Origin of the sequence: Kineococcus deserti, from assembly GCF_050871945.1 — a bacterium.
Taxonomy (GTDB): Bacteria; Actinomycetota; Actinomycetes; order Actinomycetales; family Kineococcaceae; genus Kineococcus.
The window spans coordinates 61,848-75,459 of record NZ_JBJLSI010000011.1 but is presented as its reverse complement, the minus strand read 5'-3'; the positions used below and the strand labels follow the sequence as shown (position 1 = coordinate 75,459).

At 72.9% G+C, this 13,612-nt stretch carries 8 protein-coding genes; 3 read left to right on the top strand and 5 right to left on the bottom strand.

Annotation, left to right across the window (positions count from 1 at the left end; all coding sequences use genetic code 11):
- Nucleotide 1 precedes the first annotated feature (1 nt).
- Nucleotides 2-349: a molybdopterin oxidoreductase gene (locus ACRYR2_RS11160; protein WP_432562936.1), complete on the bottom strand. Its 348-nt coding sequence runs from the start codon at nucleotides 347-349 to the stop codon at nucleotides 2-4.
- Nucleotides 350-360: 11 nt separating this feature from the next.
- Nucleotides 361-1,725 carry an MFS transporter gene (locus ACRYR2_RS11155; protein WP_432562935.1) on the bottom strand — a complete coding sequence of 455 codons (1,365 nt, stop codon included), beginning with the start codon at nucleotides 1,723-1,725 and terminating at the stop codon, nucleotides 361-363.
- 206 nt (nucleotides 1,726-1,931) lie between these two features.
- Between ACRYR2_RS11155 and ACRYR2_RS11150 the strand changes: the two genes are divergently transcribed.
- Nucleotides 1,932-5,771: a molybdopterin-dependent oxidoreductase gene (locus tag ACRYR2_RS11150; protein ID WP_432562934.1), complete on the top strand. Its 3,840-nt coding sequence runs from the start codon at nucleotides 1,932-1,934 to the stop codon at nucleotides 5,769-5,771.
- A gap of 4 nt (nucleotides 5,772-5,775) precedes the next feature.
- Here the strand turns inward: ACRYR2_RS11150 and ACRYR2_RS11145 are convergent, their stop codons facing one another.
- Nucleotides 5,776-8,445: a SpoIIE family protein phosphatase gene (locus tag ACRYR2_RS11145; protein WP_432562933.1), complete on the bottom strand. Its 2,670-nt coding sequence runs from the start codon at nucleotides 8,443-8,445 to the stop codon at nucleotides 5,776-5,778.
- Between the two features lie 176 nt (nucleotides 8,446-8,621).
- On the opposite strand from ACRYR2_RS11145, the gene ACRYR2_RS11140 reads away from it, so the two are divergent.
- Nucleotides 8,622-8,798, top strand: a complete 177-nt coding sequence (locus tag ACRYR2_RS11140; RefSeq protein ID WP_432562932.1) for a hypothetical protein — start codon at nucleotides 8,622-8,624, stop codon at nucleotides 8,796-8,798.
- A gap of 2 nt (nucleotides 8,799-8,800) precedes the next feature.
- Here ACRYR2_RS11140 and ACRYR2_RS11135 read toward each other — a convergent pair whose 3' ends face one another.
- Complete coding sequence (locus tag ACRYR2_RS11135) at nucleotides 8,801-9,727, bottom strand: LacI family DNA-binding transcriptional regulator (protein WP_432562931.1); 927 nt, start codon at nucleotides 9,725-9,727, stop codon at nucleotides 8,801-8,803.
- A complete protein-coding gene (locus ACRYR2_RS11130; RefSeq protein ID WP_432562930.1) occupies nucleotides 9,724-11,712 on the bottom strand; it encodes an aldo/keto reductase in 1,989 nt (662 codons plus the stop codon). Before ACRYR2_RS11130 ends, ACRYR2_RS11135 begins: the two co-directional genes overlap by 4 nt.
- 110 nt (nucleotides 11,713-11,822) lie before the next feature.
- On the opposite strand from ACRYR2_RS11130, the gene ilvD reads away from it, so the two are divergent.
- On the top strand, nucleotides 11,823-13,526 hold the full coding sequence (gene ilvD / locus ACRYR2_RS11125) for a dihydroxy-acid dehydratase (protein WP_432562929.1): 1,704 nt from the start codon (nucleotides 11,823-11,825) through the stop codon (nucleotides 13,524-13,526).
- Nucleotides 13,527-13,612 lie beyond the last annotated feature (86 nt).

The following is a 13,612-nucleotide window of genomic DNA, read 5'->3' as shown; positions in this document are numbered from 1 at the left end:
GTCAGACCTCCACGAGCCCGAGGTCGACGACGACGGTGCCGGCGAGGCCCTCGGGAGCCATCACCCGCAGTTCCAGGGTGGAGGGTGCTTCGACGTCCTCGACGATGCTCAGCGGGACGTGCACCGAGCTCTTGGCGCCGACGGGGAACAACCGCATGGTCACCCCGTCGCGCAGCAGCGCCACGACGACGAGTTCGTCCGTGGGGTTGCCGCCGCGGAAGTACACCGGCTGGGCGCGGTGTCCGTCCGGGACGGCGAGGGAGGCCAGACCGTCCAGGGCGACGGGTTTCTCCAGACCGGCGCCGGTGAACGGGTGGACACCTTGCAGGAAACGGGGGGTCGAGCTCACAGTGGTCCTCCTCAGATCTCGGCGCCGGCGAAGCGCTGGGCGCGGCCGACCTTGTAGACGGCGACGGTCACGACGGCGCAGACCGCGTAGAAGGCGATGAAGCCGAGCAGGGCCGGCTGCAGCGATCCCGAGCCGGACAGGGAGGCGGCGAAGACGCGGGGGATGACGAACCCGCCGTAGGCGCCGATGCCGGCCGCGATGCCGATGCAGGCCGCGGCCTGGCGCTTGGCCAGCACCATCTCCTCGGGGGCGACCCCGGCCCGGAAGATGGCCGGGATCATCCGGTACACCGATCCGTTCCCGACGCCGCTGGCGACGAACAGGACGAGGAAGCTGAGGAAGAACCCGGCGAAGGTCCCTGCCTGCAGGGACACGATGACGCCGACCGCACCGAGCGCCATGACGAGGTAGGCGGCGACGCTGACGTTCGCGCCGGACAGCCGGTCGGCCAGCTTCCCGCCCGAGGGCCGGGCCAGCGACCCGACGAGGGCGCCGAGGAAGGCCAGGGTCAGCGGGACCTGCGGCAGTCCGACGAAACCCCAGGTGAAGCCGACCTCGGGGAACTCCTGCTTGATGAGCGTGGGGAACACCCCCGCGTACCCGATGAACGAGCCGAAGGTGCCGATGTAGAGGAAAGAGATGATCCAGGTGTGCTTGTTGCGCACCGCCGCGGCGTACCCGGCGAAGTCGGCGCGGGCGGTGGACAGGTTGTCCATGTACCGCCACGCCAGCACCGCGGCGAGGACGGCCAGCGGGATGACGACCAGCCCGGCCCGCTCCAGCGCCAGGCCGCCGCCGACGACGACGATGATCGGCACCGCCAGCTGCACGACGGCGACGCCGAGGTTGCCGCCGGCCGCGTTCAGGCCCAGGGCGGCGCCCTTCTCGCGCTCGGGGTAGAAGAACGAGATGTTCGCCATGCTGCTGGCGAAGTTCCCGCCGCCGACACCGGCCGTGGCGGCCACCAGCACCATGACCCAGAAGGGCGTCTGCGGGTTCTGCACGACGACCGCCAGGCCCGCGCACGGCAGGACGAGCAGCAGCGCCGAGACGATCGTCCAGTTGCGCCCGCCGAAGCGCGGTACCGCGAAGGTGTAGGGGAAGCGCAGCGTCGCCCCGACGAGGTTGGGCACCGCGATGAGCCAGAACATCTGGTCGGCGGACAGCGAGAAGCCGGCGCCGTTCAGCGAGGGCGTCACGATCGTCCACAGCTGCCAGACGGAGAAGCCCAGGAACTCGGCGAAGATCGACAGCCACAGGTTGCGCTTGGCCGTGCTCCGGCCCGTCGACTCCCACTGGACGACGTCCTCGGGGTCGTGGTCGTCGACCCATCGGCCGGCTCGTGGAGCCGGGACGGTGCGGGTGGTGACGGCCATGTCGTGCCTCCTGGGGTGGGCTGGCTGGCGCTTCGTCGGTGTCGCGTCACCGACGCTAGGCACGGCGCGTTACAGGCGGTCGCATCCGCCGTTGCGGGGGCGTCACGTTGTCCTCACGGCCCCGTCCGGCGGCTGTGAGGAGAGCGCACCACGGCCGCAACACGCGGGAAACGGACCGGCAACCGGGGGTCGGTCTACTCCTGCCCGTGAACGCTTCGGTGCGCAGCGCCTGCTCCTACTGCGGGGTCGGCTGCGGCATGGTGCTCGAGATCGCCACCGACCCCACCACCGGGCGGCGGTCGGTGGCGAAGGTCACCGGGGACCGGGAGCACCCGGCCAACCGCGGGCGGCTGTGCACCAAGGGAGCCACGAGCGCGTCCTTCCTGACCGCGCCGGGGCGGCTGGAGCGGGCGGCCGTGCGTGACGAGCGCGGCTCGCAGCCCCGGGACGTCTGCGTGGACGAGGCCGTCGAGCGGGTCGCCCGGCGGTTCGCGCAGATCGCCTCCGAGCACGGGCCGGACGCCGTCGCCGTCTACGTCTCGGGGCAGATGTCGATGGAGGCGCAGTACCTGGCCAACAAGCTCACCAAGGGGTTCCTGCGCACCAACCAGATCGAGTCCAACTCCCGGTTGTGCATGGCCAGCGCCGGCACCGGGTACAAGCAGTCCCTGGGCGCCGACGGCCCGCCCGGCTCCTACGACGACTTCGACCACGCCGACGTCTTCCTCGTCGTCGGCTCGAACATGGCCGACTGCCACCCGATCCTCTTCCTGCGCATGATGGACCGCGTCCGCGCCGGGGCGAAGCTCATCGTCGTCGACCCCCGCCGGACGGCCACCGCCGAGGCCGCCGACGTGTACCTGCCGGTGCGGCCCGGCACCGACCTGGCCCTGCTCAACGGCTTGCTGCACCTGCTGGTCGGGGCCGGCGCCGTCGACGAGGGGTTCATCGCCTCGTCGACCACGGGGTGGGAGGGGATGGCGGAGGTGATCGCCGACCACGCCCCGGACCGGGTCTGCGAACTCACCGGGGTCGACGAGGGGGACCTGCGGCGGGCGGCCGAGCTCATCGCCGGCGCGGAGAACTGGATGAGCTGCTGGACGATGGGGCTCAACCAGAGCACGCACGGCACGTGGAACACCAACGCCCTGGTCAACCTGCACCTGGCCACGGGCGCGATCGGCCGCCGGGGCAGCGGCCCCTTCTCGCTGACCGGGCAGCCGAACGCCATGGGGGGCCGCGAGATGGGGTACATGGGCCCCGGGCTGCCCGGGCAGCGCTCGGTGCTGGACGCCGACGACCGCGACTTCACCGAGGGCGTGTGGGGACTGGCACCGGGGACCCTGCGCACCGACGTGGGCACGGGCACGATCGACCTCTTCCGCCGGATGGCCGACGGTGAGGTGAAGGCGTGCTGGATCATCTGCACGAACCCGGTCGCCTCGGTCGCCAACCGGTCGACGGTGGTGGAGGCGTTGCAGCGCTGCGAGTTCGTCGTCGTCCAGGACACCTTCGCCGACACCGAGACCACGCCGTACGCCGACGTCCTGCTGCCGGCGACCCTGTGGGCCGAGTCCGAGCAGGTCGCGGTCAACTCCGAACGGAGCATCACCCTGCTGCAGCAGGCCGCCGACCCCGTCGGCGACGCCCGGCCGGACTGGGAACTCATCTGCCTGGTCGCCCGGGCGATGGGTTTCGGGGACCAGTTCGCCTTCACCAGCGCGGCGGAGGTGTTCGAGGAGGTCCGGCGCTTCTCCAACCCCCGCACGGGCTACGACCTGCGCGGGGTCGACCACGGGCGACTGCGCGAGGGGCCGGTGCAGTGGCCGGCCGCGCCCGGCGGCCCGGACCGCAACCCCGTCCGCTACCTCGACGGCGGGACCCTGCAGTTCCCGACGCCCAGCGGGCGGGCGGTGTTCTGGCCGCGGCCGTTCGTGCCGGCCGCCGAACTGCCCGACGACGAGCACCCGTTCGTCCTGAACACCGGCCGCGTGCAGCACCAGTGGCACACGCTGACCAAGACGGGCAGGATCGCCCAGCTCAACAAGCTGAACCCCGGCCCGTTCGTCGAGGTGAACCCGCAGGACGCCGCCCGGCTCGGCATCGCCGAGGGCGACCGGGTCGAGGTGACCTCACGGCGGGGCCGGGCGGTGCTGCCCGCCGTCGTCACCGACCGGGTCCTGCCGGGTTGCTGCTTCGCGCCGTTCCACTGGAACGACACCTCCGGCGCGGACCTCGCGGTGAACGCCGTGACGAACGACGCCGTCGACCCCGACAGCTTCCAGCCCGAGTTCAAGGTGTGCGCGGTCTCGCTGGCCAAGGTGGCCGTGGCCGTTGACGTGGCCGTTGACGCGGCCGGACGGTCCGGTCCGCCGGTGTTCGACCAGCAGCAGTCGCGTTACCTCGAAGGGTTCCTGCACGCCCTCGGGCGCGATCCGGGTTTCGTGCCGGTGCTGCCGGCCTCGGCACCGTTCGCCGACGCGGACCGGGCGTGGGTGGACGGGTTCCTCGCCGGGACGTTCGCGGCTCCTGCGGAGGTGGCCCCGGAACCCGACGTGCTCGTGCTGTTCGCCTCGCAGACCGGGGGTGCGGAGGAGCACGCGCGCTCGGCGGCCGCCGCCCTGGAGTCGTCCGGGGTACGCGTCGGGGTGCTCGGGATGGACCAGGCGCACCCGGCACGGCTGGCGCCGACGACGCTGCTGGTCTCCAGCACCTTCGGCGACGGTGGGCCGCCGGACAACGGGGAGTCGTTCTGGGCCAGCCTGTCCGCCGCCGACGCCCCACGCCTGGACGGCAACCGGTTCGCCGTCCTGGCGTTCGGCGACTCCAGCTACGCCGACTTCTGCGGTCACGGCCGCCGCCTGGACGAGCGGTTCGCCGAACTCGGGGCCCGGAGGTTGCTCGACCGGGTCGAGTGCGAGCCGGGGGAGGACGAGCGGGTCTCGGCGTGGAGCTCGCAGGTCGTGGAACTGCTGGCCGGGGGCGGGGCCGTCATCCCGGCACCGCGTGCGCCGGAGCGGCCGACGCGCAGGTCGCCGTACTCCTCACGTCTGGTGCGCAACGTGCGGCTGAACGCGCAGGGTTCGACCAAGGAGGTGCGCCAGGTCGGGTTCGCCCGCGACGAGGAACTGGCCTACCAGGCGGGGGACTCGCTGGGGGTGTGGCCCGTCAACGATCCCTTGGTCGTCCGCGAGGTGGCCGGGCTCACGGGCCTGGAACCCGAGGTGCTGCGCGAGCTGGACCTGACCCGGCCCTCGCCCGACCTGGTCCGGTTCGTGGCGAGGCACTCGCGGAAGGAGGGGTTGACACCGCAGTGGTGCTGGGGCCGGCAGACCGCCGACGTCCTGCAGGCCTTCCCGGTGCGCGCCGAACCGGCCGAGTGGCTGGGCCTGCTCAAACCCCTGCAACCGCGTCAGTACTCGATCTCCTCGGCGCCCGAGGCGCACCCGGACGAGGTCCAGCTGACGGTCTCGGCCGTCCGGTTCGGCAACCCCGTCCGCCACGGCGTCTGCTCCACCTTCCTCGCCGACCGCGCGCAGGGCCAGGACCTGCGCATCTTCGTGCAGCCCTCGCCGGCGTTCCGGCCGCCGGCCGACCCGGACGCGCCGATGGTGATGATCGGCCCGGGCACCGGCGTCGCCCCGTTCCGCGCCTTCCTGCAGCACCGCCGCGCGCACGGCGCCGCCGGCCCCAACTGGTTGTTCTTCGGCGAGCGCAGTTCGGCCACCGACTGGTACTACCGGCAGGAGTTCGAGGACTGGCGTGAGGACGGGTTCCTCACCCGCCTCAGCCTGGCCTTCTCCCGCGACCAGCCCGAGAAGGTGTACGTGCAGGACCGCATGCGCCAGCACGGCGCGCAGTTGTGGAACTGGATCGCCGACGGCGCGCACGTCTACGTCTGCGGCGACGCCTCGCGGATGGCCGCGGACGTCGACGCCGCGCTGCGCGAGGTCGTCGCCGAGCACGGTGGCATGAGCGCGGAGGACGCCGCGCTGCACGTCACGGCGATGGCGCGCCAGAAGCGGTACGTGCGCGACGTCTACTGAGCCCTCAGGCGTCCACCGGCGGGGTGGACCGGGGGAGCCGGTGCGGCCCGGCCTCGGCCGGGCGGGGGCGGTCCTGCGGGTGCAGGCGCACCGCGACCAGGGCCACGTCGTCGTCGTGGTCGGCCGGCACCAGCCGCGCCAGCAACCCGTCGACGAGGTCGTCCAGGGAGGCGTCAGCCAGGTCGGCCACGGCCTCGTGCAGCGCGATCAGCCCGTCGTCCATCGAGCGGTCGCGGCGCTCGATCAGCCCGTCGGTGAACATCAGCACCGTCGAGCCGCGGTCGACCGTGATCGCCGCGTCGGCCCGGTGGGCGCCGGGGTCCACGCCCAGCAGCAGTTGCGCCGACTGCGCGGCCAGCGACCTGACGGTGCCGTCGGGGGTCAGCAGCACCGGGGCGGGGTGGCCGGCGTTGGCCCACCGCAACCGGGTGACGTCGCGGTCGCGCTCGTCACGGGACTGCTCCAGCCGGGCCACCACGGCGGTGGCGGTGGTGTCCACCGCCAGCCCCTGCATCGCCGCGTCCAGCCCCGACAGCACCTGCGCCGGGCCGGCCCCGGTGGTGTAGGCGATGCCGCGCAGCAGCGAGCGGACCTGACTCATCCCCGCCGCGGCGGCGATGTCGTGACCCATGACGTCGCCGATGACCAGCACGGTGGATCCGTCGGGAGTCATGAACGCGTCGTACCAGTCCCCGCCGACCTGGGCGGCCTGCGCGGCCGGCTGGTAGCGCACCACGACCTGCACGTGGTCCGGCTCCACCGGTGAGGTCAGCAGGCTGCGCTGCAGCCCTTCGGCCATCCGGTGCTGGGCCGAGTACAGCCGGGCGTTGTCCAGCGCCAGCCCGGCCCGGTCGGCGATCTCGGTGGCCAGCAGCAGGTCCTCGCGCTGCAGGTGCGATCGCGCGTCGTCGTGGAACAGGGTGATCAACCCGACGGTGCGGCCGCGGGCCCGCAGCGGCAGGCACTCCAGCGCCGCCGGCGCCAGCCGGCGGATCAGCTGCTGCGCCCTGGAACCCTCGGTGAGCATGGTGCACACGGTCTCGGTGGCGTCCTGCGCGAACGTCACGGGCCGGGCCGTGCGCCCGACCTGGTGCGGGTACGAGGTCGAGGTCAACGCCGGCAGTCGCGCATCGCGGTACTCGCGCACGAGTTCGCGGCGTGAGGGGTCGGCGTGTTCGCACCCCACGTCCCGCAGGGCGCCGTGCCCCTCGACGAGCGTCACGATGCACCAGTCGGCCAGCGCGGGCACCAGGTGCTGGGCCAGCCGGGCCACCGCCTCGGCCACGTCCAGGGTGGCGGTGAGGTCCTCGCTGACGGTGGCGATCAGCCGCAGCCGGTCCGCGGCCACGACGGTGGCCGCGTGCGCGGCCTCGGCCTGGGCGCGGGCGAACTCCGCTGCGGCGCGCGCGTCCTCGGCCTCCTCGCGCGCCTCCTCGAGTTCGCGCTGGGCGCGGCGCCGGTCGGTGACGTCGACGAAGTAGACCGCCAGCCCGTCCGGACCGGGCCAGCTGCGGATCTCGTACCAGCCGTCCAGCGGCGGGGGGTAGTACGCCTCGAACGTCGCCGCCTCCCCGGACCCGGCCACCCGCCGGTACTCGGTCTCGAAGACCGTGCCGACGGTGGCGGGGAACAGGTCCCACAGCACCCCGCCGAGCAGTTCCCCGCGCGGACGCTGCAGCAGCTTCTCCGCCTCGGCGTTGACGTAGTCGAACCGCCACTCGTGGTCCAGGGAGTAGAACGCGCTGGGCATCGACTCCAGGACCCGGGCGACGCGGGCGTCGGCGTCCCGGGCGGCGGTGGTGTCGTAGGCGGCGCCCAGCACCCGCACGGCCCGGCCGGTCTCGTCGGCCAGCGCCTGCCCGCGCGCCTGGATCCACCGCGTCGAGCCGTTGGGGAGCACGACGCGGAACTCGGCCTCGTACACCCCGCACTCGGCGATCGCCCCCTGCAGCGCCTGTCCCACGCGGGGCAGGTCGTCGGGGTGCACGCGGGCGTTGAACGCCTCGATGTCACGGCCGAAGTCGTCGGGGGCGTAGCCGAACATCGTCAGCAGCGACTCGTCCCACGTGAGTTCGCCGTCGAGCAGGTTCCAGTCGAAGGTGCCGATCCCGCCGGCGGTGACGGCCAGCTGGGACCGGACCCGCGCGGCCTCGAAGTCGACGGCCAGTGCCGACAGCTCCAGCTCGGTGACCGCCGCCGCGGCCAGGTCCCCGAGCAGCGACACGTCGGTCTCGGACCAGGTCCGCGGCGCGGGGGCGAAGACGCACAGGGCGCCGATGACGTGCCCGTCCTGCCCGCGCAGCGGGACACCGAGGTAGGCGCCGACCGCGCCGGAGACGACCGGCGGCAGACCGGCCACGCGGGCGTCGGCGGCCGCGTCGGGGACGACCAGGGGCCGTCCGCTGGTGGCGGTCACCGTGCACAGCGACTCGGCCAGCGGGCTGGCGCCGCCGCGGTCGTGGTCGGACAGGCCGGCCGCCGCGGAGATGGTCTGCACGTCCGACAGCAGCGACACCTGGGAGGCGGGCGCGCCCAGCAGCCGTGCGGCCAGCTCCGCGAGCCGGTCGAGCGCGGGATTGGCCGCCGTGGTCACCAGGCGGCGCGCCGAGCGGGTGCGTGCGGCGTCGTCGGTCAGGTCCACAGCGGGTCGCGCGTCACCGCGGTCAGGGTTCACGGCGTCTGGACTCCTCAACTCACCCGAGGTCGTCGAGCATAGACGGCAGCGTCGTCACGGGACCCGGCAGCGGCCGAGCGTGCTGCTCCGACCACGCCCGGCCCCGCACCGGCTACCATGGGTCCGTTTGCCCCGCTCGGGGCGTCCTCCCGAAGACCCGAGAGAATCCGGAACCGATGGACAAGCTCACGCTGCTCCAGGTCAGCCACCGCTACGACGTCGACGTCGCGACGCTGCACTCCCTCGTCGGCCGCGGCGCCCTGCCGGCCCCGACGTGGACCGACGGCCGCCTCGGCTGGAAGCCCGAGGACGTCAGGGCCTCGCTGGCGAAGCTGGGCCTGCAGCGCTCCTGAGCTCAGGTGGAGTCGCGGGCCAGGAACCGGTGCGGCACGACCCGCACCAGGTCGCCGGCCGAGCCGTCGGACAGCTCGACGACCAGGTCCAGGGCGGCCCGGGCGACCTCGCCGAGGTCGATGGCCAGCGTCGACAACCGCGGGGTGACGAACTCCCCGACGGCCAGCCCGTCGACGCCCACGACCTTGACCTCGTCGGGGACGGCGACCCCGGCCTCGGCCAGTTCCCGCAGCAGCCGGAACCCGTTCAGGTCGTTGAACGCGATGAGCGCGTCGGGTCCTGCGGACCGCAGCTCCGCCCAGCTCAGGGCGCTGTCGGCGACGACGGGATCCACCCCGGCGTCCCGGAAGGCGTCGACGAAAGCGCGACCGCGTGCCGAGCGCCCGGGCAGGTCGAGCACCACGGGACGCGAGACCCCGCGCTCGCGCAGGTGCGCGACGGTCTGCCGCGTGGCTGTCGCGCGCTCGAACTCGACCCGTCCGTGGCCGGGGGAGACCCGCGGCGGGTCGATCTCCACGACGGGCAGGTTCGGCGCACCGGCGTTCGGCCGTTCCAGGGCCAGGCCGGTGAAGCCGATGACCGCGTCGGTGCCGCCGGCCAGGTCGGCGATGGAACCCGGCTCGGCCATGACGACGTTCCAGCCGCGTTCGGCCGCGAGCCGCAGCACCGTCGAGGCCAGTTCGGCGTAGTACGGGTTCGTGAGGTCACCGACGAGCAGGCCGAGCGTGCGGGCGGCGGGTTTCACCAGGCCGCGGCCGAACCGGGACGGGTGGTAGTTCAGTTCCCGCGCCGCGGCCAGCACCCGTTCCCGGGTTCCCGCGTTGATGCCCGGCATGTCGTGCAGCGCCCGGGTCACCGTCTGACGGGACACCCCGGCGACGCGCGCCACGTCGACGATCGTCGCGGCGCGCGCCTCCGGGTGGCTCATCCCTCGCGCAGGTCCAGCCACGCCACCTGCTGCTCGTCGAGCTCGACACCCAGACCGGTCATCGACGAACGGGCTTCGGCGATGGAACGCGGGCCGAACAGCGCGAACGTCGGGAACGGCTGGGCCAGCACGAACGCCAGCGCGATGGCGGTGGCCGGGACCCCGAGCTCGCGGCCGAGCTTCTCCGCCCGCGCCTTGCGCTCGAAGTTCGCGTCGGAGTAGTAGCAGCGCACCAGTTCGGCGTCGCTCTTGTCGTTCACGTCGGCGCGCGCGAAGAACCCGCGGGCCTGGGAGGACCACGGCAGCAGCGCGATGCCCCGTTCGGTCAGCCACTGCTTGGACTCGGGGTCGGTGACGTGCCGGCAGCCGGCCCACGGCACGTCGTACGCCTCGGCGAGGCCGAAGTGGTTGGACAGCACCCGGAACGGGCGCCTGCCGTTCTTCGCGGCGTACTCGTTGGCCTCGTCGACGCGGGCCGGCGACCAGTTCGAGCCGCCGTACACCGTGATGCGCCCGGCGCCGGCGTGCTCGTCGAGGACGTCGACGAACTCGCCGACCGGGATGTCCTCGTTGTCGCGGTGCATCATGTAGATGTCCGCGTGGTCGTTGCCCTGGCGTTCCAGCGACTCGAACAACTGCCGCGTCAGCGACTCGGGGTCGTTGTACGGGGTGTGGCAGCCCTTGACGATGACGTTGAGGTCGGCGCGGTTCCCGCGGTTGGCCATCCAGCGGCCGAACAACTTCTCGTACTTGCCCATGCCGTACAGCCAGGCGGTGTCGAAGGTGTTCCCGCCGGCCTCGACGAACGCGTCGAAGATCGCCGAGGCGTGCGCGAGGTCGGGCTGGTTGTCGCAGCCCATGACCAGCCGGGACACCGGCTTGTCCAGGTCCGGGATGTGGCCGTACTTCATCGCGGTGGGTTCGCGGCGCCGCAGCGGCCGTCCCGAGACGGTCGGGATGTCCGCGGTGTCGGTCTCGAAGGGGTAGCGCAGGCCGATCGCGTCGCGCCAGCGGTTCAGGACCGCCGAGACCGCGAGGGTGTCGTCGAGGGTGAAGGCCGGGGTCCCGTCCGAGACCAGGGCCTTGGCCTCCAGGGCGTAGGCCTTGTTCTCCGGCGCCTCGGGGTCGAACTCGATCGTCTCGGGCTGCTCGCCCGGACGGGTCACGACGATGCGGGTCTCGCCGCGGATCGTCCACGGGTCGGGCAGGTGGATGGTGCCGGCAGAACCGTGGACGGTGATCGTCTCGGGATCGGCCAGCGCGACGCCCGTGCGCACCGAGGCCGTGACGCCGCCGGTGAAGGTGATCGAGGCGACGGCCCACTCGTCGACACCCGTCTCGCCGACGGTGCCCTGGGCGGAGAACTGCGTCACCGCGGCGGGACGGCCGAGCGCTGCGCCGGCGACGAGGTACGCGGCCGAGACCGGGTAGCCGCCGACGTCGAGGATGCCGCCACCGGCGAGGTCGGCGTCGTACAGCCGCCCCTCCTTCTTCCCCGTGGCGAAGGCGAAGCTGGCGTCGACGTGCTGGACGGTGCCGACGGCGCCCGAACGGACGAGCTCGAGCAGCTTCTGCGTCTGGGGGTGGTGGGCGTACATGTACGCCTCGAGGACGTGGACGTCGCTGCTGCGTGCCGCGTCGACCATGGCCATGACGGTGCCGTTGTTGGGGGCGAACGGCTTCTCGCACAGCACGTGCTTGCCGGCCGCGATGGCGGCCAGCGCGAGCTCGGCGTGCGTGACGTGGACGGTGCTGACGTACACGGCGTCGACGTCGTCGCGGGCCAGGACGGCGTCGTAGTCGCCGACGAAGGCGCCGGGGGAGAACTCGGCGGCGAAGGCGCGGGCGCGTTCGGTGCCGCCGGGGGTCGCCGAGCTGCCGACGGCCACCAGCTCGGCGTCGGCGAACGGGAGCTGGGAGGCGAACCGGCGGGCGATGCCGCCCGGCCCGAGGACGGCCCAGCGGGTGGGGGAGGTGGACGACACGTGGCGCTCCTTCGCGACTGGATGTTCCGTACCGTGAACGTTCACGACGCGGCCCACCGTAGCCACGGGAAGTCCGTCGGTCAACGACTTCGCGCCCCTAGACTCGGCCCGTGAGCCCAGCCGGAGAGTTCGACGTCAAACCGCGCAGTCGCCAGGTCACCGACGGCCTGGAGGCCACCGCCTCGCGAGGCATGCTGCGAGCGGTCGGCATGGGGGACGACGACTGGGAGAAACCCCAGATCGGCGTCGCCTCGAGCTGGAACGAGATCACCCCCTGCAACCTGTCGCTGGACCGGCTGGCCAAGGCCGTCAAGGACGGTGTGCACGCCGCCCGCGGCTACCCGATGGAGTTCGGGACCATCTCGGTCTCCGACGGCATCTCCATGGGCCACGAGGGGATGCACTACTCCCTGGTCTCGCGCGAGGTCATCGCCGACTCCGTCGAGACCGTCATGAGCGCCGAGCGGCTGGACGGCTCGGTGCTGCTGGCCGGCTGCGACAAGTCGCTGCCCGGCATGCTGATGGCCGCCGCCCGCCTGGACCTGGCCAGCGTCTTCCTCTACGCCGGCACCATCCTGCCGGGCCGGGCCAAGCTGTCGGACGGCAGCGAGCACGAGGTCACCCTCATCGACGCCTTCGAGGCCGTCGGTGCCTGCGCGCGCGGGCTCATGTCCCGCGAGGACGTCGACGTCATCGAGCGCGCCATCTGCCCCGGCGAGGGCGCCTGCGGCGGCATGTACACCGCGAACACCATGGCGGCCGCCGCCGAGGCGCTGGGGATGTCGCTGCCCGGCAGCGCCGCCCCGCCGGCCACCGACCGCCGCCGCGACGGGTTCGCCCGCAAGTCCGGCGAGGCCGTGGTCGAGCTGCTGCGCAAGGGGATCACCGCGCGGCAGATCCTCACCAAGGAGGCGTTCGAGAACGCCATCGCCGTGGTCATGGCCCTGGGCGGTTCCACCAACGCCGTCCTGCACCTGCTGGCGATCGCCTACGAGGCCGAGGTCGAGCTGACCCTGGCCGACTTCGACCGCGTCGCGGGCAGGGTCCCGCACCTGGGCGACCTCAAGCCCTTCGGCAAGCACGTCATGGTCGACGTCGACCGCATCGGCGGCATCCCCGTCGTCATGCGCGCGCTGCTGGACGCCGGCCTGCTGCACGGGGACTGCCTGACCGTGACGGGCCGGACGATGGCCGAGAACCTCGCCGACATCGCCCCGCCGGACGTCGACGGCGTCGTGCTGCGCGCCCTGGACGACCCGATCCACCGGACCGGCGGCATCACCATCCTGTCCGGCAACCTCGCCCCGGGCGGAGCCGTGGTCAAGAGCGCCGGGTTCGACTCCGACGTCTTCGAGGGCACCGCCCGCGTCTTCGAACGCGAGCGGGCCGCCCTGGACGCCCTGGAGGACGGCACGATCGGTGCCGGCGACGTCGTCGTCATCCGCTACGAGGGCCCCAAGGGCGGTCCGGGGATGCGGGAGATGCTCGCGATCACCGGGGCGATCAAGGGCGCGGGCCTGGGCAAGGACGTCCTGCTCATGACCGACGGCCGCTTCTCCGGCGGCACGACGGGGCTGTGCGTGGGGCACATGGCCCCCGAGGCCGTCGACGGCGGGCCCATCGCCTTCGTCCGCGACGGCGACCGGATCCGCCTGGACGTGGCGGCCAAGACGCTCGAGGTGCTCGTCTCCGACGAGGAGCTGGCGGCGCGCCGGGAGGGCTGGGCGCCGCTGCCGCCGGTGTTCACGCGCGGGGTGCTGGCCAAGTACGCCAAGCAGGTCCAGTCCGCCTCCGTCGGGGCCGTCTGCATCTGAGGTCCCCCACCCACCCCGTCCAGCAGGTGGACCTCGGTGTCCACGATGTGAGACGGGGTGGGGTGGTGGCTGACAACCCGTTCCCG